The following is a 24251-nucleotide window of genomic DNA, read 5'->3' on the forward strand; positions in this document are numbered from 1 at the left end:
AGGCTCGATGACAAGGGATTTCAATGCGCGTAGTCAGGAAGCAGACCGAGGACGGCCTTTTCCCGGTGACCGGAGAAGGCCGCGCAGTGTCGCTGTTCCGCCTGATGCTCAGTTTCATGGCGCTGGTGATGCTCGACCTGGACTGTTTCAAGGCCTACAACGACCGCTACGGGCATCCAGCCGGCGACCAGTGCCTGCGCCGCTTCGGCGAGCTGTTGCGCCAGGCGCTGAAACGCCCGGGCGACCTGGCGGTGCGTTATGGTGGCGAGGAGTTCACCTTGTTGCTGCCCGACACCGATGCCGCAGGGGCCAGCCAGATCGTGCAGGAGATCCTGCAGTTGCTGCGCCGGCAGGCCATCGAGCACGGTGGCAGTCCGTTCGGCCATGTCACGGCCAGCGCCGGCATCGCTGTGGGTGCGCCGAAGTTGGCGACGGTCACTCCGGAGAACCTGATGGCGGCGGCGGACGCGGCGCTCTACCAGGCCAAGCGGCAGGGGCGCGATCGCTACTGCCTGGCGGCCAGTGTGGAGCAGCATCCGGCGCATTGAAGGCATCGCTCGAGGGCTGTCATGCCAGCAAGGTGCGACGTTACTCCACCTCGACCAGCACTCCGTCACGGCTAATTCGAAAGCGCGCCAGGTCCCGGGCCAGGGTCAGGTGCCCCTTGTAGTGTGCCAGTGCCTCTTCGCGTACCTCCTCGATGGAACCGCCGCGCCCACCGCCTGACTGGTAGCGGGCGCTGAAGTGCGTCAGTACCAGGTTCTTCACCGCCGCCATCTCGGCGAAGCGCGCCACCGCAGCGGCGGTGCTGTGACCGAAGCTGGCCTGGGTGCGTTCGACCACCGGTTGGGTGAAGGTGGCTTCGTGGACCAGCACGTCCACATTGGCGGCCAGCTCGCTCAACAGCTCAGGACGGTCGTTGTCACCGCAGACGATGATCCTTTGCGCCGGACGCGTCGGTTGCAGATAGGCCTGGGGGTCGATCTGGCGACCTTCGTGCTCGACCGTCCGGCCACGGGCGATCTGCCCCCACAGCGGCCCGGCCGGGATGCCGTCGGCGCGCAGGCGCTCGGTGTCCAGGTGCGGTTGCGGATCGCGTTCCTCGAACACGAAGCCGTAGGAGGGTACCCGGTGCGACAGCTCGACCACGCCGACCTGGATATTGCCGTGGTCCAAGCCACCGAAGGTCTCCAGCGCCTGCATCTGCAACTCGAAGGGCAGGTAGGTGTCGCTCACCATCAGGCTCTGCCGCACCCAGGGATGCAGGTCGGCCGGCATGACCAGCTGCAACGGCTCCTTGCGTCCGGACATGCCGGCGCTGGCCAGCAGCCCCGGCAGGCCGAAGCAGTGATCGCCGTGCACATGGGTGATGAAGATGGCGCGCAGATCGCGCACTGACAGCGGGCTGCGCAGCAGCTGGTGCTGGGTGCCTTCGCCGCAATCGACCAGGTACCACCCGTTGCCGGTGGCTTCAATGACCGCGGTCGCGCTGACGTTGCGGGCCTTGGTGGGCACCCCGGAAGAGGTGCCCAGAAACTGCAGGTCCATTGCCTGACTCCTTGATTCGACGTAGTCGCGACCCCGCAGGGCGGGGCGCGCGGAGGCTAGCATGGTGCTGCCGAGCCGGCCAGCAATGCTTTGATCGCCTCAACATCGAGCTTAAGCGCTACAAGGTCAGTCTAGTAGACACCGCCCTGGGCAATGGCGGCGATCCGTTCCTTGAAGGTGCCCGCCAGGACCTGCAAGCCGCGCATCAACACGGTGGTGTCGACGCCGACCGCGACGAACGCCGCGCCCAGTTCGATATAGCGTCGTGCCAGCGTCTCATCGGCGCTGAGGATGCCCGCTGCCTTGCCGGCGCGGGTGATGCGCACGATGGCCTCCTCGATGGCCGCCTGCACCTCGGGATGCCCCGGATTGCCGCGTTGGCCCATGGCGGCGCTGAGGTCGGCGGGGCCTATGAACACGCCATCGACGCCTTCGACGGCGCAGATTGCATCGAGGTTGGCCAGGCCTTCGCAGTTCTCCACCTGCACCAGCAGGCACATCTGGTCGTCGGCCTGGTCCAGGTAGTCGGGGATGCTGTTCCAGCGCGATGCCCGCGCCAAAGCGCTGCCAACACCGCGCACGCCGTGGGGCGGGTAGCGCATCGCCCGCACCAGCTGGCGCGCCTGCTCGGCGCTTTCGACCATGGGTACCAGCAGGGTCTGTGCGCCGATATCGAGCAACTGCTTGATCAGCGCGGTATCGCCGATCACCGGGCGCACGATGGGCTGGGCCGGGTAGGGGGCCACGGCCTGCAACTGGGCGAGCAGGCTGCGCAGGTCGTTGGGCGCGTGCTCGCCGTCGAGCAGCAGCCAGTCGAAGCCGGCGTTGGCCGCCAGCTCCGCGCAATACGGGTCGGCCAGGCCAAGCCACAGGCCGATCTGCGCCTGGCCGCTGCGCAGGCGTTGCTTGAAGGTGTTGATGGGCATGTCCATGGGCGCTCCTCAGACGAAACGGCAGGCGATCGAGCCCAGTTGATCGTAGTCGACGTGGAAGGTGTCGCCGCGGCGAGCTGCCACCGGGCGGGTGAACGAGCCGCCGAGAATGATCTGCCCGGCCAGCAGGCTCACGTCATGCGCGGCCAGCTTGTTGGCCAGCCAGGCCACACCTTTGGCCGGGTGATTGAGCACTGCGGCCGACACCCCGGACTCCTCGATCACACCGTTGCGGTACAGCACCGCCGGCACCTTGCGCAGGTCGATGTCGCCCGGGCGCACAGCACGCCCGCCCATTACCACGCCAGCGTTGGCGGCGTTGTCGGAGATGGTGTCGAACACCTTGCGGGTAGCACCGCTGAGCGGGTCGACCTGTTGGATGCGTGCATCGATGATTTCCAGCGCCGGGATCACCCACTCGGTGGCGTCGAGCACGTCGAACAGGGTCACGTTCGGCCCCTTGAGCGGCTTGCCGAGGATGAACGCCAGTTCCACCTCGACCCGCGGCACGATGAAACGCTCGAAGGGGATGTCGCTGCCCTCGTCGAACAGCATGTCGTCGAGCAGTGCGCCGTAGTCCGGCTCGCTGATGTTCGACGAGACCTGCATGGCCCGGGAGGTCAGGCCGATCTTGTGGCCGACCAGTTGGCGGCCGTCCTCGATCTTCTGTGCCACCCAGGCACGCTGGATGGCGTATGCGTCCTCGATACCGATCGAGGGGTGTTCCAGGGAAAACTGGCCGACCTGTTCGCGGGTCCGCTCGGCCTGGTCGAGGCGGGCGGCGGCTTGCTGGATGATGCGGGCGTCGAGCATGGAGACCTCAGGGCTGGCGGGTGAACAGAGGGTGCAGGCTGCTGTGCTTGGCGTCGTACACCTGGGCCTGGCTTTCGTCGATCTGCAGGGTCACGCCCACCGGGCGACGTTCCAGCAGCATATCCAGGTGCCGGCGCAACACCGCCAGCAGCGCGTCACCGACCTGCTGGTGCACCGCGGCGCTGCGTCCGCCGCCCATGCGCAGGTTGGCGTAGACGAAACCGTAGGCGCCGCGGCCATCGGCGATTGCCGCATGGGCTGCGGGGTAGGCCAGCACACGGGTGCCGCCGGTGGGGAACACCTGGCGATGGTGTTCGTCGTGCTGGGCGAGCATGCAGTCGGCCAGGGCGCGGCACAGGCCGGGCATATCGGCGTCGGCTTCGATATCCGGGCTGTAGAGCAGGACCAGATGGGGCATGGTGGTGCTCCTTACAGGCGGCTTGTGGAGGTGACCCCGGCCGGGTTCGAGGCCTGGGCGGCGGGGATCGTGCTGCCCTCCTGCGGGGTGACCGGGAAGATCGCGTTGATCTGGCCGGTGCCGGAGGAACCGAAATAAGGCGTCACCACCTCGGCCTTGCCGTCGTATCGCGACCAGCCAAGCGCGCCGAGCAACATGGCGGTGTCGTGCATGAAGCCTTCGCCATGGCCCTTGACCGCGTACTCGGGCAGCATCGCGCAGAAGTCGGCCCAGTCGCCGTCCTGCCACATGCGCACCACGCGGTGGTCGAGGGTCTCCAGGAACGGGCTCCAGACCTTGGTGGCAAACTCCGGGGCCTGGCCGTTCTGGGCGAAACGGTGGGACAGCGAGCCGCTGGCCAGGAACGCCACGCTGCCGTCGTAGTGCTCCTCGACCGCCTTGCGCATGGCCCAGCCCAGACGGGCGCTGTCGTTGAGGTAGTGCGAGGTGCACAGCGCCGAGACCGAGATCACCTTGAAGTGCTGGTCGGTGTTCATGTAGCGCATCGGCACCAGGGTGCCGTATTCAGGCGCCAGCGTGGTGGCGTCGTGGGCCATGGTTTCCACGCCCAGGCGATTGCATTCTTGCGCGAGGATGCGTCCCAGCTCGGGGTTGCCGGGGAAGCCGTAGTTCATGTTGGCGATGAAGTGCGGCAATTCGTTGCTGGTGTACAGGCCTTCGAAGTGCGCGGCGCAGTTGATGTGGTAGTTGGCGTTGACCAGCCAGTGGGTGTCGAACACGACGAGGGTGTCGACGCCCAGTTCGCGGCAGCGCCGGCCAATCTCGAGGTGGCCGTCGATGGCCGCCTGGCGAAAGCCCTGGCGCGGGCCGGGCAGTTCGGACAGGTACATCGACGGCACGTGGGTGATCTTGGCGGCGAGAGCGAGTGTGCCCATGGGAGTCTCCGGTAACGGGTTGTTGTTATGTATCCATGGCGAGGGCTTCGCCCTCGTTTCGCCGGCAAGCCGGCTCCCACAGTGTGCGGTGATCCCTGTGGGAGCCGGCTTGCCGGCGATGGGCTGCCCAGCAGCCCCGCGTTACACCCCCCAGCGCGGAATGTGATGGCTACCCATGGATATACACACGTTCTTGATCTCGGCGAAGACCTCGAAGCTGTATTGCCCGCCTTCGCGGCCGGTGCCCGAGCCCTTGACGCCGCCGAACGGTTGGCGCAGGTCGCGCACGTTCTGGCTGTTGATGAACACCATCCCGGCCTCGATGCCACGGGCCAGGCGATGGGCCTTGCCGATGTCCTGGGTCCAGATGTAAGAAGCCAGGCCGTACTCGGTGTCGTTGGCCAGTTGCAGCGCCTCGGCCTCGTCCTTGAACGGGATCAGGCACACCACCGGGCCGAAGATCTCTTCCTGGGCGATGCGCATCTTGTTGTTCACATCGGCGAACACCGTCGGCTGGATGAACTGCCCCTTGGCCAGGTGCTCCGGCAATCCAACCGGGCGCTCCAGGCCACCGGCCAGCAGGCGCGCGCCTTCTTCCAGGCCGATGCGGATATAGCCGGTGACCTTGTCGTAGTGCTGCTGGGTGATCATCGAGCCGACCTGGGTCTTCGGGTCGGTGGGGTCACCGACGATCAGGCGTTTGGCGCGGGCGGCGAACTCGGCGACGAACTGCGGGTACACGCCCTCCTGGATGAAGATGCGGCTGCCGGCGGTGCAGCGCTCGCCGTTGAGCGAGAAGATGGTGAACAAGGCGGCATCCAACGCACGCTCGAGGTCGGCGTCCTCGAAGATCAGTACCGGCGACTTGCCGCCCAGCTCCATCGAGTACTTCTTCAGGCCTGCCGTCTGCATGATCTTCCTGCCGGTGGCGGTGCCACCGGTGAAGGAGATGGCGCGCACGTCCGGGTGACGCACCAGGGCATCGCCGGCTGTGGCGCCGTAGCCCTGGATGACATTGAGTACGCCATTGGGGATGCCGGCCTCGACCGCCAGGCGCCCCAGCTCATTGGCGGTCAGCGGCGACAGCTCGCTCATCTTCAGCACCGCGGTATTGCCCAGGGCCAGGCACGGCGCGGTCTTCCAGGTGGCGGTCATGAACGGTACGTTCCACGGCGACACCAGTGCGCACACGCCTACCGGCTGGTACAAGGTGTAGTTGAGCATCTGGTCGTCCACCGGGTAGCTGTGGCCGTCCATGCGCGTGCACACCTCGGCGAAGAAGTCGAAATTGTGCGAAGCGCGGGGAATCAGCACATTGCGCGTCTGGTGGATCGGCAGGCCGGTGTCCAGGGTTTCCAGCTCGGCCAGCTGCGGCACGTTCTGCTCGATCAGCTCACCCAGGCGGCGCATCAGGCGCGCGCGTTCCTTCGCCGGTGTATTGGCCCATTTCGGGAAGGCTTGCTTGGCCGCGGCCACGGCCAGGGCGACTTCCTCGGCGCCGCCGCTGGCGACTTCGCAGATGGCCTCGCCGGTGGCCGGGTTGTAGTTGACGAAGGTGTCGCGGCTCTCGACTTCGCGGCCATCGATCCAGTGCTTGATCATGCTGTTGCCTCTTGTGCGTTGCGGGCGAAGAACTCGGCTTCGCTGACGATCCGGTTGACCAGGCGGCCGACGCCTTCCACTTCCACCACCACCTCGTCGCCCGGGACCACGTCGGCCAGGCCTTCCGGGGTGCCGGTGGCGATCATGTCGCCGGGTTGCAGGGTCATGAAGCTGGAGAAGTATTCGATCAGGTAGGGGATATCGAAGATCATGTCGGCCGTGGTGCCTTGCTGTTTCAGCTCGCCGTTGATCCACGTACGCAGTGTCAGGTTCGACGGATCCGGCACATCGGCGGCGTCGACGATCCACGGGCCTACCGGGGTGGTGGCGTCACGGTTTTTCACCCGCAGGTTGGGGCGGTAGTAGTTCTCCAGGTAGTCGCGGATGGCGTAGTCGTTGCACACCGTGTAGCCGGCCAGGTAGTCGAGGGCGTCCTCGCGCTTGACGTTGCGCGCCAGCTTGCCGATCACCGCCACCAGTTCGCACTCGTAGTGCATGTACTTGACGTTGTCCGGGCGCCAGCTGACCTGGTTGTGCCCGGTGTAGGTGCCGGGCGACTTGACGAAGGCCAGCGGCTCGGTGGGCGGGGTGAAGGCCAGCTCGGCGGCATGGTCGGCGTAGTTCAGGCCCAGGGCGAACATGCTGCCGGTAGCTGGCGGCAGCCAGGTGACCTGGTCGGCGTCGACTACACGGCCATCGGCCAGGCGCAGTCGCTGGTCGTTTTCGACGGTGACGGTGTGGACCTGGCCGTCGAACTGGATACGGGCGTGCTTCATGGGACGAGTCCTTGTTCAGCGACAATGGGGTTGGTCAGCTGGCCGAGGCCGTCGATCTCGACCGTCACCTGGTCGCCGGGCAGCACATCGACTCGGCCTTCCGGGGTGCCGGTGATCAGCACGTCGCCGGCATGCAGGGTCATGAACTCGCTGATCTCGGCGATCAGCCGTGCTACGCCGCGCACGCAGTTGGCGGTGTTGTTGTGCTGGCGCAGCTCACCGTTGACCCACAGGCGAATGCCCAGCGCGTCGGGGTTGCCGACCTGCGCGGCCGGTACCAGATGCGGGCCGAACGGGCAGAAGCCGTCGCGGCACTTGGCCTTGACCGCCGGACGGTAGTAGCTGTCTTCGGGCAGGCTGAACTCGTTGACGATGGTGTAGCCCGCCACGTGCTCCAGCGCGTTGTCCAGGCTGACGCGGCTGGCGTCTTTACCAATGACCACGCCCAGGGCAGGGCCCGCTTGCAGGCGTTGGACTGCCGATGGGTAGGTCACCGGCTGGGCGTGCCCATTGCGGGTATTGGGCGTCTTGATAAACAACACCGGTTTGACCGGCGGCTGCTGGTACGGCGCTTCGTGGAAAGACGCCAGATGCTGTTGCAGCAGGCCCTGGTAGTTCAGGGCGACGCCGAACAGGCTGCCGCTGGCGACCTCGTGCAAGGCACGGCTCATGCATTTCTCCTGCGGTGGGCGAAGCGAGCGGGGCGCTTCGGGGTGTTTTTGTTAATGTGTTAACGTTATATTTAATATGTTAACGATCGTCAAGGCATTCGCCGCTGGCCGGTGGTGCTAGGATGATTTCCCCCGGCGCGTTTCACCGCTGCGAGAACAACAATGAAAGAACGACAGCCGATCCCCAACATCAACATCGGTCAGGTCTACGACCAGCGCTACAGCGACAGCGAGGTGCATTACGACCGATTGGGCAACCTGGCCGGTTTCTTCGGCCGCAACATGCCGGTGCACCGCCACGACCGCTTCTTCCAGGTGCACTATGTGAAGACCGGCAGCGTGCGGGTGTATCTGGACGAGCAGCGTTACCACGAGTCGGGGCCGATGTTCTTCCTTACCCCGCCGACCATTCCCCATGCCTTCGTCACCGAGCCTGACGCCGACGGCCATGTGCTGACCGTGCGCCAGCAACTGGTCTGGCAACTGCTGCAGGCCGAGCCTGGGCTGGCGCTCACGCCGCGCCTGCAGCCGGCGTGTGTCGCGCTCGGTCATCTGCAGGGAGCGGCGGCCGAAGAGGTGCGGCGCCTGGAGCAGCTGTTCGACTTGCTGGGCGGTGAACTGGGCCATGGCCAGGCCGGGCAGGGCACTGCGGTGCAGGATCTGGCGCGCCTGGTGATGATCAGCCTGCTGCGCCTGTGCGCCAATTCGCTGGAGGCGACGCCCGCGCGGCACGAGGACCTGCAGCTGTTTCACCGTTTCAACGAATTGATCGAGCGTCACTACCTCGACCACTGGACCCTGCCGGCCTACGCGGCAGCCTTGGGCGTGACTGAGGCGCGCCTGAACGATGTATGCCGGCGCATGGCCGACCTGCCGTCCAAGCGCCTGGTGTTCGAGCGGCTGATGCAGGAGGCGCGGCGCTTGCTGCTGTACACCGGCGGCTCGGCCAACGAGATCTGCTACCGCCTGGGGTTCAAGGACCCGGCGTACTTCAGCCGCTTCTTCCAGCGCCATGCGCAGATGACGCCGGGTGAGTATCGCCAGCGCCAGGCGGGGTTGCGTTGACATGCGGCGACGGGCTCCGGGCGGCTGGCCGTCGGCAGATCGTGCTATGGGGAAGGTGACGCGGGAATGGGTGATTGCCAGGAGCGCTGGTACTTTTCACAGGGCTGGACAGCCCGGGTGAAAATGTATTTCACTTTATTAATATCTTAATAAAACAGCCCTTGATCCTGATGACCCAACCAAGACCCTCCCTGACCTTGACCCTGCTGCAGGCCCGCGAAGCGACCATGGCGTTCTTTCGCCCGGCCCTGAATGCCCACGACCTGACCGAGCAGCAATGGCGGGTGATCCGTATCCTGCGCCAGCAGGGCGAGCTGGAAAGCCACCAGTTGGCCGACCAGGCCTGCATCCTCAAACCGAGCATGAGCGGCGTGCTCAAGCGCCTGGAGCGCGACGGCCTGGTGGCGCGGCGCAAGTCGCCGGAAGACCAGCGGCGCATCTTCATCAGCCTGACCGTGCGTGGGCAGCAGGCGTTTCTGGCGATGAGCGAGGAGATGGAGCGCAACTACCAGGAGATTCAGCGCCAGTTCGGCGCGGACAAGCTGGAGCAGTTGATGGGGTTGTTGAACGAGCTGAAGAAGGTCAGGCCCTGAAATCAATGGGGCCGCACAGCGGCCCCCATGGTCTACTGTCCGGCCAACTGCAGCGAATCATCGAGAATCTTCAGCAACGACGCTGCCCGCCGCGCATACACCGCCGGGGGCGCGTACAGCAGCTCCACATGCAGGCTGTCGATGATCCCCAGGTAGGCATCGCCATACAGCTCCAGCTTGTTGCCATCACTGCGGGCCCAGGCATGCCGGTCGCCCAGGGCCTGGCAGAAGCCCAGGCGGATCCGCTCCAGGTACGCCTCGAAGCCGCTGGTGACGATCGAGCGGATCGGCACCGGCGGCAGGAAGGCACTGCGCAGTACGAAGCGCAGATTGGCCGAGGCCGCGTAGCGCTCGGCCAGGTGCAGCGGATGCCAGTGCCCCGGCGCCTCACGGCCCGCTGCTTCATGGCCGAAGCCCGCCTCGACGTAGGCGGTCTCGTCGGCCAGGGCCCGTTCGAAGGCGCAGACGAACAACGCGTCCTTGTTGGCGAAGTGCGCGTACAGCGAGGCCTTGCGCATGCCCGCCAGGGCGGCGATCTCGCTCAGCGACGAGCCGTCGTAGCCGTGCTCGGCGAAATGCTCCACGGCATGCTCGCAGATGCGCGCGGCGGATGGGGTCAGGGCTTTCAAGGCGGTCACTCCGGGTTGACGCTGCAGGACGAGGCGCTGATTGTCTTTGCCATGGCGGCGCGGGTCAAACCGACGATGACCACGGCCGCCGCCGCCAGCAACCAGGCCCAGGCCAGCGGGCCCAGGGTGGCCAGGTGCCCGGCCAGGGGCGTGGCGCTGGACGAGATCACCAGTTGCAGCGCGCCGAGCAGGGCCGCCGTCGAGCCGACATCGCGCTGCTGCGATGACATCGCCAGGGCCATCAAGGTGGCCTCGCAAACCCCCAGGCCGAACAGCGCCAGTACCACGCCCGCCAGCAGCAGCGGCAGGCCTGCGCCAGACAGGCCGGCAATCACCGCCAGTGCTGCACCGGCACCCATGCACAGCGCCCCCCACCAGGCCACCTGGGCCACGCCGTGCCGGCTGACGCAATAGCCGGAAAGCGCCGCGCCGAGCAGGATGGCAACGCCGCAGCCGCCGAACAGCAGGCCAAAGTGCGTGCTGGAGAGGCCGAAGTGCTGCTGGTACACATAAGCCGAGCCGGCGATGTAGGCGAACAGGAAGAAGAACACCGCCGACAGGGCCAGGGCCGGGCGCAGGAACGCGCCGTCGGCGGCGATACGGCCGTAGGTACGCCATACCGTGGCCGGTGCCAGGCGCACCCGATGCGCTGGCGGCAGGGTCTCACCGAGGGTCATGGCCGAATTGACCAGGGTCAGCAGGCCGAGGCCGGCCAGCACCAGCATGATCGCCCGCCAGCCGTACGCGGCGTCGATTACCCCGCCCAGGGCCGGGGCGAGGATCGGCGCCAGGCCCTCGATGGTCATCAGCAGGGCGAAGATCTGCGCAGCCCGTGCGCCATCGGCGCTGTCGCGGACCATGCTCATGATCACCACCAGCGTCAGCGCGCTGGCCAGGCCCTGCACCAGGCGCGCCAGCAGCAGCGTGTCCAGCGACGGTGCGCCCGCAGCGGCCAGGGAGGCGATGCAGAACACCAGCAGGCCGGCGAGCAGCGGGCGACGCCGACCCAAGGCATCCACCAGTGGCCCGAACAGCAGCTGCCCGGCGCCCATGGCCATTAGGAACACGGTCAGCGTCAGCTGAACCTGGGTATAGCCGGTGGCGAAGTCGCGGGCCATCTGCGGCAGGCTGGCCAGGTACATGTCGATGGCAGACGGGCCAAGGGCGCCGATCAGGGCGAGGGAGGCGGCGAAGCGCAAATGTGAAGCGGGCATGAGCGAAAGTCCGTGCGAGCAAAATAATAACCTACCGACCGGTAGGTCGGCGAAGTATGCCAGATATCCGCAGGGGGTCAACGCAAAGTCTGCCCAGCGGGGATCCGCTTGCGCCCCAAATACACCGTCGCCGCTTGTTTAGCGCCACCGGTCCGATCCGCTCGGAATAATCCGAATCCCTCTTTATCGCCGCACTCCCAATCCATGTACGGCACCTCGCCGTGCAACCCTTAGCCACACGAGGTTTTTGCAACCATGGCCAACAAAGACAGCAACATGACCGGTCGCCAGGACACCAACAAGCAGGACGCCAACAAGACCGGCAGCCAGGGTGGAACGAAGAACCCAGGCAATTTCGCCAATGACCGCGAAAAAGCGTCCGAAGCCGGTCGCAAGGGCGGGCAGAGCTCCGGCGGCGGCAATCGCCAGAGCGAGTCCGGCCATAAGGGCGGCCGCTCGTAAGTGAGGGCACGCGGTGCCGGGGTCGCCTGGCACCGCGCACACCCCACCAGGAGGTTTCCATGCGTATCGCACCGCTGATTTGCCTGTTGGGTAGCCTGGGCCTGCTGGCCGGCTGCTTCGACCGCGACAACGACCATCCGGCTAAAGACGCCGACCCCAGCAAGCCCTCGCTGCAGATGCAGCAACGTAATCCACCGACTGCCAACCCGACCCCAGAAACCAAGCCACAGAATCCCTAGCGCGAGGTAACCGGCATGGTGGCGATGATCCGCGACAGCGTGCGTTCGCAAACCAAACACGACATGACTGATGATGCGACGCGTCGCTACCAGGCGTTGCTGGCGGGACACGATGCCACCGCCGAGGATTGGTTGGAGGCGCAACTAAGCCGCGTGCGCGACCGCGAGGATGACCTTCCGGAAGACCCTGACCTGTTATCCCAATGGGCTGAACACCATGCGGCAGAGGTCGCTGACGACCATGCGCATTACCTGCGTCAGCGGCGCGAGGGCGCGCCCCGGCGCTACTTCGCCACTCGCGCCCAGGCGTTGTGGTTCCTGCAACAGGTCGCGCCGACCAAAGTGGTCGACGGCGCCTGGTTGCACGGGACCTTGCGGCACTGGCGCGACCCGCGTTACCACGGGTTGATCCGCACCTTTCTCGAAGAACTGGGTGACGGTGACCCACGCTGCAACCATGTGCTGATCTACCAGCGCCTGCTCAGCCGCCTGGGGTGCCTGCAAGGGCTGCCATTGGAGCCCTCGCGTTTCGTGCAGGGCTCGGTGCAATTGGCTCTCGGTCAGCACTGCGAGCGCTTCCTGCCCGAGGTAATCGGTTACAACCTGGGATATGAGCAGCCGCCGCTGCACCTGCTGATCACTACCCATGAGCTGGCCGAACTGGGTATCGACGCCCATTACTTCCAGTTGCACGTGACCATCGACAACGCCGCCAGCGGCCATGCCCGGCGTTCGCTGGAAAGCCTGCGGCTGTTGGCGCCGGCAGGGGATGAAGATTTCTATGCGCGTGTCAGGCACGGCTACCGGCTTAACGACCTGGGCATGGACACGCCTTCGCTGATCGCCAGCTTCGACCTGCAGGGCGAACTGCTCTGCGCGCTGGAGCGCAAGCGCGTGTTCGGGCAGTGCATGCACTCCGATCGCTGCCGTTTGCAAGGACGCACCATCAACCAATGGCTTGCCGAGCCGGGAGCGATGGCCGGGTTCCTCGAGGCCCTGCAGACCCAGGGGTGGATCAAGCGTGACAGTGACCCGGCGCAGAGCCGTTTCTGGACACTGATCGACGGCCCCGGCGCGGCAATGTTCGGCGTGTTCAGCGCCTACGAGAAACAGCTTTGGCACGATTGGATCGCCGGAACCTGGCAAGGGCCTCTGCCTCGCCGCGTGCCGCCCGGGCAATGGGAACAGGCGTTGGCCCTGCAGGCGGAGGCGCCCGGCCGGGCTCAGGCCTCGGAGATCGCCACGTTGATCGAGGCCATGGCCGGTAACCGGCACGCCGAACCCACGGGCCTGCGTGCCACACGCGACTACATCGCTGCCACCGGGCTGTTTCAGGGAGGGCCGCGATGATGCAACTCGACCAGAAGCAGACCCGTGCCGACGAGGCTTTGTTGCAACTCGGCCGCAGGCTGCATGCCGACGGCTACCGTTTCACCTGCGTCACCCCGGCGACCCAGGCGCGGGTCAATGCCCGACCTCAGGCCCGGCGCGCGTGCACGCTGCGGGATGTGTTCGGCTGGAGCCGGCCGTTCCCGGCTTCGCTGATCAGTGCCGACGAGCTGGAACAACTGGGCGCGGCCGACGTGCTGGAGGCGCACGGCGAGCTGTGGCGCAGCCGGGTGCGTTGGTCGAGCCTGGGTGACCTGTTGCTGGTGCATTCGGCCTGGCCGACGGACAGCAGCGACGCGGTATTCTTCGGGCCGGACAGCTACCGCTTCGCCCAGCTGATCGAGGATCACCTGCGGCTCAGCCCTCGGCGCGTGCAGCACGCTGTCGATATTGGCTGCGGCAGCGGCATCGGCGCTTTGCTGATTGCCCGCGCCGCGCGCCATGCCCAGGTCAGCGCGCTGGACATAAATCCGCTGGCGCTGCGCTACACCGCCGTCAACGCCGCCCTGGCCGGGCTGGCCAATCTGTCGGTCGAGCCCAGCGACCTGCTCACGGGCATCACCGGCACCTTCGACCTGATCGTCGCCAACCCGCCCTACATGCTCGATGCCTGCCAGCGCGTCTACCGCCACGGCGGCGGGACGCTCGGCGCCGACTTGTCGCTGCGAATCGTCGAGCAGGCCTGTGAGCGCCTGACACCGGGCGGCACATTGCTGCTGTACACCGGGGTGGCGATCGTCGAAGGGCGCGATGCGTTGCTCGAAGCGGTCCGCCTGCGCCTGGCCGGCCCTCACTTGAGCTGGCACTACCGGGAGCTGGACCCGGATGTGTTCGGCGAGCAGTTGCTCGAGCCCGGCTATGAACAGGTCGAGCGCATTGCCGCCGTGGCCCTGACCGTCACCCGCCGCGGCGGATGAGCGCATGGGGCGGCCCTGCACGTTCGGCATCGAGGAAGAATACCTGCTGGTGGCGCTGGACAGCGGGCGGGTGCTGTCCTCGCCGTCGGCGGCACTGACCCGTCTGTGCCGTAAGGTGCTGGGGGCGGGTTTCGCCGAAGAGATGTTCCGCAGCCAGATCGAGCTGGCCTCGCCGGTATTCGAGACGCTGCACCAAGCCCGCGCTTTCCTCAACGAGCAACGCCAGCGCCTGAGTCAGGCACTGGCCGCCGAGGGAGCGGGCCTGTATTGCGCAGCAAGCCCCCCCTGCGCCCAGTGGTTGCGCCAGCATCCACGCGATACGCCGCACTTTCGCCAGTTGTTCGACGACTACCGGCTAGTGGCCCGGCGCAGCTTGTTGAACGGTCTGCACGTGCATGTCGGGGTGCCACCGGGCCTGGATCGCATGCAGGTGATCAACCGAGTGCTGTACTGGTTGCCCTTGCTGTTGTCGCTCAGCACTTCGTCGCCCTACTGGGGTGGCCAGGACACCGGCTACATGAGCTACCGCCGCGTGGTGTGCGGGGAATGGCCGCATATGGGCCTGCCGGAACCGCTGCCGGACTGGAGCGCCTATGAGCGTTATCGGGCGCTGTTGCAACGCACCGGCACATTGGCCGAGGACGGCGACTTCTGGTGGGCGATCAGACCTTCGCGGCGCTTTCCGACCGTCGAACTGCGCATCTGCGACGGCTGCCCGCGGCTGGAGGATGCCTTGGCCATCGCCGGCCTGTTTCGCCATCTCGTCGAGCATGCGCTGGGGCGGCACGCTGGCGCCGCCAGCCGGGAAATGCGCTGGATCACCCAGGAGAACTACTGGCGCGCCATGCGTCATGGCCGCCTTGCCACCTTCATCGGCGTTCATGACCAGCAACCGGTGAATGCCGAAGTCTGGCTGACCCAGTTGCAGGCGCAATGCCCGGCCGACACTGCCGATGCCGAGCGCTCTTTCCTGCACGCCCGGCGCATCCTGCGCGACGGCAGCAGTGCCGATCGCCAACGCCAAGCCTATGGGTTGGCCCGCGAGCAAGGCCTGGATGAGCGTTTGGCAAAGCGCAGCGTGGTCCGGCAGGTGATGGACGACCTTCTGTCGGCAACGGGCCCAGCTTGAGCAAACAATCCATCAGCCGGTTGCCTCGAAACTTGTGTGGTCCTCGTGCGGTGCCAGACCGCTGCCATGTGACGAACAGGACCTGTATGCGGGCTTGCCCGCGCCAGACCTTACCCAGCCATTACCCGAAGGAGTCCAGCCGATGCCCAGCAAGCCCCAGGACCAGTTCACCTTGCAGAACCCGCTGACCCAGTACCCGCATCCGCCTTTCCCCGCCCAGCATCAACCCGCTCCAGGCCTGGATGCACACATGCAACCCAAGCCCGACCACGGCGAAACCACCTACAAGGGCTTTGGCCGTCTGGCTGGCCGGCGCGCACTGATCACCGGCGCCGATTCGGGCATCGGCCGGGCCGTGGCCATTGCCTTCGCCCGGGAGGGCGCCGACATCGTCCTCAATTATTTGCCGACCGAGGAGCGTGATGCCCGCGAAGTGGTGCAGCTTATCGAGGCCGAAGGGCGCAAAGCCGTGGCGTTGCCCGGCGACCTGAAGGATCCGCGCTTCTGCAGCCAGCTGGTCGACCAGGCCCATGAACGGCTCGGCGGACTCGACATCCTGGTCAACGTCGCCGGCAAGCAGGAAGCGCGCAAGGACATCGGGCAGATCAGCCACGAGCAATTCGACCATACGCTCAAGACCAACGTCTACGCGTTGTTCTGGCTTTGCCAGGCCGCCGTGCCGTTGATGCCGGCCGGGGCGACCATCATCAATACCGCGTCGATCCAGTCCTATCAGCCATCGGCCACGCTGCTCGACTACGCCACCACCAAGGCCGCCATCGTCGCCTTCACCAAGGCCCTGGCCAAGCAGGTGATCGAGCGCGGTATCCGGGTCAACGCGGTGGCCCCCGGGCCGATCTGGACCGTGCTGCAGCCCAGTGGCGGCCAGCCACCGGAGAAGATCCCCGACTTCGGCGGGCACACGCCGATGAAGCGCCCGGGCCAGCCCGCCGAGTGCGCGCCGTTGTACGTGCTGTTGGCCAGCCAGGAGTCGAGCTACATCACCGGCGAGATTTTTGGCGTCACCGGGGGCAATCCGCTGCCGTAGGGCAAAGCCGAATAAACCTTCCGCGCGCCGCGCAGTCAGTTCTAGTAAGCGCCCCGTCGAAGTGGGCCAGGGAGGTGGCTGATGAAACTCGTCTGCCTGCTGCGTGGCTGCCAATGGCGCAGCCAGTTGATCCGTGAAGTCGCCGGTCTGCAATGCCAGTGCTGCCAACGCTGTGGCGCGTTGCGCTACAGCCAGCCCGGCCTGTCCTCGAACGCATAGGAGCCAGCCATGGCCAGGGCTATCTGGAAAGGCGCTATCAGTTTCGGGCTCGTACACATCCCGGTGTCCCTCAACACCGCCGTGCGCAGTGAGCGAGTGGATTTCGACTGGCTGGACAAGCGCAGCATGGAGCCGGTCGGCTACAAGCGGGTGAACAAGGTCACCGGCAAGGAAATCGACAAGGAAAACATCGTCAAGGGCGTGGAGTACGAGAAGGGCCGCTACGTGGTGATCAGCGAGGAGGAAATCCGCAAGGCCCGGCCCGAGGCGACCCAGACAATCGATATCTTCTCGTTCGTCGAAGCCGGGGAAATCCCCCTGCAACAGTTCGACACGCCGTATTACCTGAGCCCGGACCGCCGGGGCGGCAAGGTCTACGCCTTGCTGCGCGAAACCCTGGCCAGCACCGGCAAGGTGGCCCTGGCCACGGTGGTGCTGCACACCCGCCAGCACCTTGCGCTGCTGCGCCCGCTCGACGAAGCGCTGGTGATGATCACCCTGCGCTGGCCGGAGGAGGTGCGAGGGCTGGAGACCTTGGAGCTGGACAAGAGCGTGACCGACAGCAAGGTCGACAAGCGCGAGCTGGACATGGCCAAGCGCCTGGTCGAGGACATGAGCGGGCCGTGGAAGCCCGATGACTACCACGACGCGTTCCGCCAGACCATCCTTGATCTGGTCGAGGAGAAGGCCAGCAAGGGCAAGATCGAGACCGTGGAAAAAGGCGAGGGCGCCACGACGGAGAAGGGCGCGGACATCATCGACCTTACCGAGCTGCTCAAGCGCAGCCTGGGTGGCGGTGGCAAGAGCAAGGCGAAAAAGCCTGCACCGAAACGCCCACGCAAGGCGTCGTGATCCTGCGGAGTGTCCAGGTCTCTATGGGATCTGGCCTTCCAGGCCACTGAGGTAATCCCCGAATCCCTGCCGCGCCCGGCTGTCCCTGCGGCTGCTGGTCGCCACGCTGTGCCTGGCGGTCCAGACGATCTGCGCGCCGATGGCTTCCAGCGCCAGCACCAGTTGCACATCCTCGTGGGCCGGCAGCGGCTGAAAACCGCCGACCTTGGCATAGGCCTTGGCGCACACCCCAAGGTTGGCGCCGTGGATATGCCGATGGCCTTCCGTTGCCTGGTAGCGGCTGTGGTATAGCTGACGCAAGGCGGCACCCTGCCAGGGTTGCCAGCGCTCGATATGCACCGTGCCGCACACCGCGTCGGCATGCCATTGCAACTGCGACAGCAGCCAGTGGCCAGGCACGCGGCTGTCGGCGTCGGTGAACGCCAGCCACTGGGCGCCGCGCTCGATCATCCAGGCCGCCCCCAGGCGGCGGGCAATGCCGACATTGCCGGCTTCCAGCGCCAGCGTGTGCACGCCATGGCGCCTGGCGATGCGCGCGCTGGCGTCGGTACAGCGATCGAGCACCACCAGCACTTCGACCTCCAGGCCCGCGGCTTCGGCCCGCGCAGCTGCCACCCGCACGGCCTTCAGGCAGTGCCCGAGGCGCCGGGCCTCGTTATGGGCGGGAATGATCACCGCGATCATGGGCAGGTCTCGTCCAGGTCGACCACCCGGGGCTGGCACGACCAGTACTCGAGCAGGAAGTCCGCCTCCTCATGGCGCAACTGCGGATACAGCGGCAGGTGCCTGGCCAGCAGGGCGTGCACTTGGCCGCCGTCCTGCGGGCAACCGGCAATCGGATGGCGCCAGTGACAGGCCAGCAGTCCGCCGTCGCTGGCCAGGCAGGCCACGGACTGTTCGATCACCTGCAACCAGTCGGTGGGGTCTAGGTAGTAGCCGATCTCGCTGAGCACGATCAGGTCGAACTGCCCGCCCGGCCAATCGCCCGGCAGGTGCCCCTGTTCGACGCGGGCATGGTCGACCCCCGCCAGGCGTTGTCGGGCCAGCCTCACGGCAGTGGCGTCGATGTCCTGGCACAGCAGGCTGGCGCAGCGCTCGGCCAGCAGCACGCTCAGTTCGCCATTGGCGCAGGCCGGCTCGAACACCCGGCCGTAGCACTGGCTGGGCAGGCTGGCCATCACCAGGTCGCGCTTGCGGCGTTCGTACCAGCGGGTGCGAAAGGCCCATGGATCGTCGTTGCCGGCATACAGGTCGGCGAAATACTGCGCGTCGAGGCTCATGGCAACTCCATTACAGGAAGATCAGTTCGAAAGGCTGCAACAGGCAGGTCTGCAGGGTGACGGGCAGCACCGGAGGGTGCTCGCCGTCTGGCTGCAACTGGCTGGCGTGGGCGGCCAGGGCCTGGCGTTTGCGCGCCAGGCGGGTGTCGTCGAGCTGTACCCGATGGGCCTGGGGCCAGGGCAGGCGCGGGTCATCGGGCGTCGCCCAATGCCACGCCCACACCGGCGCCTCGGCCAGTTGCACCCGGCGGGCCTGAGCCGCCTGGGCAGCGGCGCGGCCGGCCGCTTCGTGGTCGCAGTGGCCGTCACCGCGCCAGGTAGTCAGCAATAGGTCGTCCGGTTCAAGCAGTTGCTCCAGGTAGTTGGCCAAAAACGCTTCGTCGCGGGGCAGGGCGCCGTCCTTGAGGTTCAGGCGCCGCCAGTCCAGGCGGTTGAGGTCCAGATCCAGCTGTTGCAGGGCGTGCCGGCTTTCCTGGGGGCGCTGGTGGCGCAGGCGGTGCTCGGTCCAGTGGGCGGAATGGGGATGGCTGCCTTCGCCGTTGGTGGCGGAAATCAGCAGCAGGTCCTGCTCGCGCCCATGGAAACCGGCCAGCAGTCCGCCGGCCATGAGGATTTCATCGTCCGGGTGGGGAGCCAGCAATACCAGGCGCCGGCCGGGGGGACAGAGCTGTTCGGGCTTGAGCCACCTGGCGCGGGCCAGGTGCGCGGATTGTTGCCAGTCGCGCCAAGGGGTGCCGGCAGCCGCCTGGATACGGTTCTCGCTCATAGCTGCCAGGCTCCCGCCGGCATGCCGGTCACCTGCCTGCCGAGTTCGGCCAGGTCGCGTTCGGCATGGCTCTGTCGCAGGTACACCGGCAAGTCGGCGCTGAGCCGGGCGAAATGGCTGCTGCGGCAGAAGGGCGTGGCACCCAGCGCCCTGCCGACATGGCGGATCACCTGCTCGACGGCCTGTTCGACCTGGGCGCGGGCACGGCGCACTTCGAAGCTGGCGTCGGCATGGGGCTGCTGGTCGATCCAGGCGGCGCATTCGCGAAGGGCGGCGCGGGCGCCGTACAAGGCGGCGTCCACCGCCCCCAGATGGGCATCGGCGTGTGGGTCGGGCCGAGGCATGCGGCAATGCTCGCGCAGGTAGTCGGCCAGGGCCTCGGCCGCGCCATACCAGCAGGCGGCTATACCGGCGCCGCCATGCCAGAATCCGGGACGAGCGAGGTACTGGCCGGGCAGTCCGATGGCCAGCCCGGGCGTGTCGTCGAATTCGATGCTGACGCTGGTGGTGGTGGCCATGCCCACCGCCTGCCACTGGTCGGCCTGGATGCGCTGGCTGGGGTGCGACAACTCGATGGCCACCAGCTGCGGCTGGTCATTCTCCCAGGCAGTGATCAGTGCCCGGTCGATCTGCAGCGCACCCGAGCACCAGGCCTTGCGCCCTTGCAGGCGCACCTGCCCGTCGTGCCGCTCGACGATGCGGGCACGGGCATCCGGCGGCTCGGCGGCCCACACGCCCCAGATCCCCTCCTGGGCATGATGGGCGGCGCCGCATTCGGCGAGGATCGCCAAGGCATCGGTATGGCCTTCATAGAGCTTGGCCAGGGTCAGGTCGCAACCGGCGACCCGCGCGAGCGTCTGCCAGCGCTTGAGGGTCTGGCCCTGGCCGGGCAGGGGCAACAGGTCGAGGTGGTCGGCCTGCATGGCCTGCAGCAGCTCCGGCAGCAAGGTGTCGAGGTCGATGGCCTGCGGGCGGGCGCCGAAGCGGCGCAGCAGGCGGTCGAGATTGGTCAGGTCGAAGTCCTGGACGATGCTCATCAACTTGGCTCCCCTTGGAGGTTTTTCTTCCAGCCACGCAGGTTCATGGCGCAAAGGCAGAATTGCAGGACGATCAGCGCCCACGCCTGGATGTACCAACCCCACAGCGTCCACAGCAGGTTGCTGGCGATGAAGCAGCAGAAGCCGATGCGGCGCCGGCGCGGGCGTTGCGAGCCGATGCACCAGGCTGCCACCACGGTCAGCAGCATGGCGGGCCATTGCAACAGGTCGAGCACGCGCTCCATCAGGCGATTCCCAGCTGCTTGCGCATGCGCACGGTGATGGACTGCCGGGTCTTGGCCATGTCCGCCCAAGGGTCGTCCACCTCGGCCAGCCGCGCCTGCAGGTTACCGATGTGCCACTGGTTGGCGCCCTTGAGCTGGGTCAGCTCTTCGCGCCAGATCGGCACCGAAACCGGCAGGCCTTCACGGGCACGCAGCGAATACGCCGCGACCGTGGTCGCGCCCTTGCCGTTGCGCAGGTAGTCGATGAAGATCCGCCCGACCCGGTTCCTGGGCCCGGAGACGGCACTGAGCCGATCCGGGAACAGGCCCGCCATATGCTCGACGAGGGCATGACTGAAGTCTTTCACTTCATCCCAACCGGCGCGACGGGTCAGTGGCACCACCAGGTGCATGCCCTTGCCGCCGCTGGTCTTGAGAAACACCTTCAGGCCCAGTTCATCGAGCAGGGTGAGGGTCAGTTGGGTCGCTTCGAGCATGGCTTTCCAGGGCAGTGCCGGATCTGGGTCGAGGTCGAGGACGAAGCGGTCGGGCTTGTCGAAATCCTTGTCGGTGGCATTCCAGGTGTGCAGTTCGAGCATGTTCATCTGCACCGCGCCCAGCAGGCTGTCAGCGCGGTTGAGCACCATCGCCGCCTGGCCGGCTTGCGCCTTGCTGTAGCTGCGCACCGCGGGGATGTGCAGCTGGCCGGCGTTCTTCTGGAAGAACAGCTCGCCACCCAGTCCGTCCGGTGCGCGTACCAGCGCCACGGGGCGGTCCTTGAGTTGCGGCAGCAACCAGTCGGCGACCTGGGCGTAGTACTCGGCGACCTGGCGCTTGGTGCTGCCGGTGCTGGCGTCGACCACGCGGTCGGGGTGGGTCAGGCGCAGGCTGCCGAGGGGCTCGGCGGGTGTCTGCGCGGCGCGCTTGGCGGGCATGGCACGCTCCAGGTCGATGGCGGTGGCGGGTTTGTCGTCGCGCAGGCCGTGGAACACCGAGTGGCGCACGATGCCTTCGCGGGTCATCTGGGCGTAGGCGACTTCGGCCAGCAGTTGCGGCTTGAGCCAGTGCACGCCACGGGCCTCGGCGCCACGGGGCGGCTTGGGCAAGGCCGGCTTGTCGACTTCCAGGGGCTTGAGGCGCGCATGCAGGCTGTCCAGCGTGGTGGCGCTGAAACCGGTGCCGACCTTGCCGGCATAGCGCAGCTGGCCGCTGTCGGTGTCGTGCAGGGCCAGCAGCAGGGCGCCGAAGGCATTGCGGCTGCCTTTCGGGTCGGTGTAACCGACGATCACGAACTCCTGGCGCTGCTTGCACTTGAGCTTGATCCAGTCACTGCTGCGCCGGCCCACGTAGGGGCTGTCGGCGCGCTTGCCGATCAGGCCTTCGAGCTTCAGGCGGCAGGCGCTGTCGAGCAGCGAGTCGACCGGCTCGTTGAAGTCGGCGGAGAACTTGAGGAGGTCCGAGGGCGTGTTTTCCAGCAGCCGGGCCAGGGTGGCACGTCGCGCCTGCAGCGGTAGCTGGCGCAGATCCTCGCCACCCAGGTAGGGCAGGTCGAACAGGTAATAGGTGATGCGTTCGTCGTGCTCGGTGTCGAAGGCGTTCTGCAAGGCCTGGAAGTCAGCCACACCCTGGTCGTCGACCACCACCATCTCGCCGTCAAGCCACGCCGAATCAAGCTCCAGCGCTTTCAAGGCCTCGACCTGACGCGGCATCTTCGCACTCCAGTCGTGGCCATTGCGGGTGAACAGCCGCACATCCGCGCCTTCGATGCGGGCGAGGATGCGGTAGCCGTCGAACTTGACCTCGTAGTGCCAATCACCACCGGGCGGCGAATCGACCAGGGTGGCCAGTTGCGGCTGGAGCTTGTCCGGCAGGGCGGAGGGGCTGGCCTTGGCCTTGCGTTTGTTGGCAGTTGCTGTTTTCGCAGGCTGGCGCGGCAGCAGGGTACGGTCGCTAAGCACGCTGTTCGGCAAGGCTTCGACGATGCTGTAGTCGGTTTCGCTGCGGGCCTGCGCGTCGTGGGACTTGACCAGCATCCACTGCTCCTTCTTGCCGGCCAGGTGAGTGCGGAACAGGTTCCAGACACCTGACAGCTTCTCGCCCTGCAGGCGAAAACGCAGCTTGCCCTTGGCGTAAGCCACGCGCGGGTCGCCCTCGGGCTCCCAGATACCACGATCCCAGACGATCACGTCACCGGCGCCGTAGTGGCCTTCGGGGATATTGCCTTCGAAATCGGCGTAGTCCAGCGGGTGATCCTCCACATGCACTGCCAGGCGGCGAACCTTGGGATCGAGCGAGGGGCCCTTGGGGATGGCCCAGCTTTTCAAGGTGCCATCGAGTTCCAGGCGAAAGTCGTAGTGCAGGTGGCTGGCGTCGTGTTTCTGGATGCAGAACTGCAAGGCATGGGCTTTGCCCGTGCGGCCGCGTTTGCCTGCAGGTTCGGGCGTGGCGTTGAAGTCGCGCTTGCGCTGGTACTCCTGCAGGGGCTTGGGCATGGCGGGCTCCGGACGGTTCGCGGGGTCTCTAATGTGGGAGGCGAGGGGGGTGGGCGGAGTTCAAAAAAAGCTTTGGCAGGTGCTATCTGCAGAAACTCTGAATCATTGGCTGGCCGGGGCAGTCGACTGGATGAGCCCACAAATCGGAGAGCGATCATGCCCATCCCCGAAGACCCCAAGCCGACGGTCGAGATCGACGACACGCAAGACCGCATGGGCAGTGTCCATGAGCTGGATTTCAGCGGACGCCGCGATGAGCGCCGGGGCCGTATTGGCGACGAGCGACCGGCGCGGGAGGTGGAGGAGGAGTATCCACCGAGACGCGTTGCCGAAAGTGGCATGACCGGTGGCGAGGCGCTGAGTGACAGCCTGCACGAGGACAATGTCACCCTCGATGACCTGAGCCCTGACACGCTGCTGGACGAGACCGGTGCCCGCGATCCGGATGAGCCGGGCATGGCGGGCGGTCCGGCGGACCAGACCCTGCGTCATGTCGAGGCTCACGAGATTGGTGGCGGCATTGGCCTGGACGAGGCCGAACTGGCCCGCTCGGCGCCGTTGGACGGCGAGCCGTGGACCGACGAGGTCACCCCTGAAGACGAGCGGAGAGAACGCTGATGAACGAGCAACGTTGTTCCTGCAACCACTGTTCCTGCACCGTGGATGCCAATGCCATGGTCCAGGATGGCAAGGCTTACTGCTGCGAAGCGTGTGCGACGGGACACCGTAATGGTGAGCCTTGTCGCATGGGTGATTGCAAATGTGGGGAGGTGAGTCAGCCGAAGGAGAGTAATGTCGATAACGCGTTGGATGAAACTTTCCCGGCGAGTGATCCTATTTCGCCTTGATAATTCTTTTATACAGAAGCCCTGTCGCCAATTAATTCGACGCCAGGGCTGCTGCCCACTAAATCACATGCCTTAATCCACACTAAAACCTTCCGCTCTTGCTCTTGTTCTGCTTTTGCTTCTAAGTGCGCGATAGTTCAGGCGACACAAATT

Annotated in this window: 27 protein-coding genes and 2 pseudogenes; 13 read left to right on the forward strand and 16 right to left on the reverse strand. The window is 66.3% G+C overall.

Annotated elements, in window-relative coordinates:
- Positions 1 to 116: 116 nt before the first annotated feature.
- Positions 117 to 548: pseudogene (locus OH705_RS18725) on the forward strand (GGDEF domain-containing protein); the annotation flags it as partial.
- Positions 549 to 588: 40 nt separating this feature from the next.
- Here OH705_RS18725 and OH705_RS18730 read toward each other — a convergent pair.
- The 8 genes from OH705_RS18730 to OH705_RS18765 form a co-directional block, all read right to left on the reverse strand.
- Positions 589 to 1548, reverse strand: a complete 960-nt coding sequence (locus OH705_RS18730) for a ribonuclease Z (protein ID WP_267302729.1) — start codon at positions 1546 to 1548, stop codon at positions 589 to 591.
- A 131-nt stretch (positions 1549 to 1679) separates the two neighbouring features.
- Complete coding sequence (hpaI, locus tag OH705_RS18735) at positions 1680 to 2480, reverse strand: 4-hydroxy-2-oxoheptanedioate aldolase (protein WP_038706108.1); 801 nt, start codon at positions 2478 to 2480, stop codon at positions 1680 to 1682.
- 9 nt (positions 2481 to 2489) lie between these two features.
- Entirely contained in the window at positions 2490 to 3293 is an 804-nt protein-coding gene (gene hpaH, locus OH705_RS18740) for a 2-oxo-hept-4-ene-1,7-dioate hydratase (protein WP_094012189.1), read from the reverse strand.
- Between the two features lie 7 nt (positions 3294 to 3300).
- A complete protein-coding gene (locus OH705_RS18745) occupies positions 3301 to 3711 on the reverse strand; it encodes a 5-carboxymethyl-2-hydroxymuconate Delta-isomerase (RefSeq protein WP_031315920.1) in 411 nt (136 codons plus the stop codon).
- Between the two features lie 11 nt (positions 3712 to 3722).
- A complete protein-coding gene (gene hpaD / locus OH705_RS18750) occupies positions 3723 to 4646 on the reverse strand; it encodes a 3,4-dihydroxyphenylacetate 2,3-dioxygenase (RefSeq protein ID WP_094012191.1) in 924 nt (307 codons plus the stop codon).
- A gap of 141 nt (positions 4647 to 4787) precedes the next feature.
- On the reverse strand, positions 4788 to 6248 hold the full coding sequence (gene hpaE, locus OH705_RS18755) for a 5-carboxymethyl-2-hydroxymuconate semialdehyde dehydrogenase (RefSeq protein ID WP_267302730.1): 1461 nt from the start codon (positions 6246 to 6248) through the stop codon (positions 4788 to 4790).
- Positions 6245 to 7024, reverse strand: a complete 780-nt coding sequence (locus tag OH705_RS18760; protein ID WP_094012193.1) for a fumarylacetoacetate hydrolase family protein — start codon at positions 7022 to 7024, stop codon at positions 6245 to 6247. The genes hpaE and OH705_RS18760 overlap by 4 nt, the downstream gene beginning before the upstream one ends.
- Positions 7021 to 7695, reverse strand: coding sequence for a fumarylacetoacetate hydrolase family protein (locus OH705_RS18765; protein WP_104443899.1), 675 nt, complete (start codon positions 7693 to 7695; stop codon positions 7021 to 7023). The genes OH705_RS18760 and OH705_RS18765 overlap by 4 nt, the downstream gene beginning before the upstream one ends.
- 162 nt (positions 7696 to 7857) lie before the next feature.
- Between OH705_RS18765 and hpaA the strand changes: the two genes are divergently transcribed.
- Entirely contained in the window at positions 7858 to 8760 is a 903-nt protein-coding gene (gene hpaA / locus OH705_RS18770) for a 4-hydroxyphenylacetate catabolism regulatory protein HpaA (protein WP_110604730.1), read from the forward strand.
- Positions 8761 to 8930: 170 nt separating this feature from the next.
- Positions 8931 to 9353 (forward strand): homoprotocatechuate degradation operon regulator HpaR, encoded by a 423-nt coding sequence (gene hpaR / locus OH705_RS18775; protein ID WP_023632900.1) that lies wholly within the window; start codon positions 8931 to 8933, stop codon positions 9351 to 9353.
- Between the two features lie 32 nt (positions 9354 to 9385).
- On the opposite strand, the gene OH705_RS18780 is transcribed toward hpaR, so the two are convergent.
- Positions 9386 to 9982 carry a TetR/AcrR family transcriptional regulator gene (locus OH705_RS18780; protein WP_104443898.1) on the reverse strand — a complete coding sequence of 199 codons (597 nt, stop codon included), beginning with the start codon at positions 9980 to 9982 and terminating at the stop codon, positions 9386 to 9388.
- A gap of 5 nt (positions 9983 to 9987) precedes the next feature.
- Positions 9988 to 11196 carry a multidrug effflux MFS transporter gene (locus tag OH705_RS18785; protein WP_267302731.1) on the reverse strand — a complete coding sequence of 403 codons (1209 nt, stop codon included), beginning with the start codon at positions 11194 to 11196 and terminating at the stop codon, positions 9988 to 9990.
- A gap of 339 nt (positions 11197 to 11535) precedes the next feature.
- Between OH705_RS18785 and OH705_RS29360 the strand changes: the two are divergent.
- The 8 genes and pseudogenes from OH705_RS29360 to OH705_RS18825 form a co-directional block, all read left to right on the forward strand.
- Positions 11536 to 11658, forward strand: a pseudogene (locus tag OH705_RS29360) (general stress protein); the annotation flags it as partial.
- Positions 11659 to 11717: 59 nt separating this feature from the next.
- The gene (locus OH705_RS18795; RefSeq protein WP_094012196.1) at positions 11718 to 11897 is read left to right on the forward strand and encodes a hypothetical protein; all 180 of its coding nucleotides are present in this window, start codon (positions 11718 to 11720) and stop codon (positions 11895 to 11897) included.
- A gap of 15 nt (positions 11898 to 11912) precedes the next feature.
- Entirely contained in the window at positions 11913 to 13247 is a 1335-nt protein-coding gene (locus OH705_RS18800; protein ID WP_094012197.1) for an iron-containing redox enzyme family protein, read from the forward strand.
- Positions 13247 to 14203 carry a class I SAM-dependent methyltransferase gene (locus OH705_RS18805; RefSeq protein ID WP_267302738.1) on the forward strand — a complete coding sequence of 319 codons (957 nt, stop codon included), beginning with the start codon at positions 13247 to 13249 and terminating at the stop codon, positions 14201 to 14203. Before OH705_RS18800 ends, OH705_RS18805 begins: the two co-directional genes overlap by 1 nt.
- 4 nt (positions 14204 to 14207) lie before the next feature.
- Positions 14208 to 15332, forward strand: coding sequence for a carboxylate-amine ligase (locus OH705_RS18810; protein WP_267302732.1), 1125 nt, complete (start codon positions 14208 to 14210; stop codon positions 15330 to 15332).
- 142 nt (positions 15333 to 15474) lie between these two features.
- Positions 15475 to 16380 carry an SDR family oxidoreductase gene (locus OH705_RS18815; RefSeq protein ID WP_267302733.1) on the forward strand — a complete coding sequence of 302 codons (906 nt, stop codon included), beginning with the start codon at positions 15475 to 15477 and terminating at the stop codon, positions 16378 to 16380.
- A gap of 81 nt (positions 16381 to 16461) precedes the next feature.
- Complete coding sequence (locus OH705_RS18820; protein WP_023631882.1) at positions 16462 to 16599, forward strand: PSPA7_2676 family Cys-rich small protein; 138 nt, start codon at positions 16462 to 16464, stop codon at positions 16597 to 16599.
- Between the two features lie 9 nt (positions 16600 to 16608).
- Positions 16609 to 17451: a Ku protein gene (locus OH705_RS18825; protein ID WP_104443894.1), complete on the forward strand. Its 843-nt coding sequence runs from the start codon at positions 16609 to 16611 to the stop codon at positions 17449 to 17451.
- A 21-nt stretch (positions 17452 to 17472) separates the two neighbouring features.
- Here the strand turns inward: OH705_RS18825 and OH705_RS18830 are convergent, their stop codons facing one another.
- The 6 genes from OH705_RS18830 to ligD are packed head-to-tail and all read right to left on the reverse strand — an operon-like array spanning position 17473 to position 23250.
- Complete coding sequence (locus OH705_RS18830; RefSeq protein WP_038706113.1) at positions 17473 to 18135, reverse strand: glycosyltransferase; 663 nt, start codon at positions 18133 to 18135, stop codon at positions 17473 to 17475.
- Complete coding sequence (locus tag OH705_RS18835; RefSeq protein ID WP_104443893.1) at positions 18132 to 18731, reverse strand: class I SAM-dependent methyltransferase; 600 nt, start codon at positions 18729 to 18731, stop codon at positions 18132 to 18134. Before OH705_RS18835 ends, OH705_RS18830 begins: the two co-directional genes overlap by 4 nt.
- 10 nt (positions 18732 to 18741) lie before the next feature.
- On the reverse strand, positions 18742 to 19497 hold the full coding sequence (locus OH705_RS18840) for a PIG-L deacetylase family protein (RefSeq protein WP_038706115.1): 756 nt from the start codon (positions 19495 to 19497) through the stop codon (positions 18742 to 18744).
- Entirely contained in the window at positions 19494 to 20534 is a 1041-nt protein-coding gene (locus OH705_RS18845) for an acyl-CoA dehydrogenase (RefSeq protein ID WP_038706116.1), read from the reverse strand. Before OH705_RS18845 ends, OH705_RS18840 begins: the two co-directional genes overlap by 4 nt.
- Positions 20534 to 20779, reverse strand: coding sequence for a hypothetical protein (locus OH705_RS18850; protein WP_023632239.1), 246 nt, complete (start codon positions 20777 to 20779; stop codon positions 20534 to 20536). The genes OH705_RS18845 and OH705_RS18850 overlap by 1 nt, the downstream gene beginning before the upstream one ends.
- Positions 20779 to 23250, reverse strand: coding sequence for a DNA ligase D (gene ligD, locus OH705_RS18855; RefSeq protein ID WP_267302734.1), 2472 nt, complete (start codon positions 23248 to 23250; stop codon positions 20779 to 20781). Before ligD ends, OH705_RS18850 begins: the two co-directional genes overlap by 1 nt.
- A 156-nt stretch (positions 23251 to 23406) precedes the next feature.
- Between ligD and OH705_RS18860 the strand changes: the two genes are divergently transcribed.
- A complete protein-coding gene (locus OH705_RS18860) occupies positions 23407 to 23868 on the forward strand; it encodes a phosphotransferase system, HPr-related protein (RefSeq protein ID WP_267302735.1) in 462 nt (153 codons plus the stop codon).
- Entirely contained in the window at positions 23868 to 24098 is a 231-nt protein-coding gene (locus tag OH705_RS18865) for a metallothionein (protein WP_263160200.1), read from the forward strand. Before OH705_RS18860 ends, OH705_RS18865 begins: the two co-directional genes overlap by 1 nt.
- Positions 24099 to 24251 lie beyond the last annotated feature (153 nt).

The organism is Pseudomonas sp. BJa3 (assembly GCF_026343815.1).
Classification (GTDB): Bacteria; Pseudomonadota; Gammaproteobacteria; order Pseudomonadales; family Pseudomonadaceae; genus Aquipseudomonas; species Aquipseudomonas soli.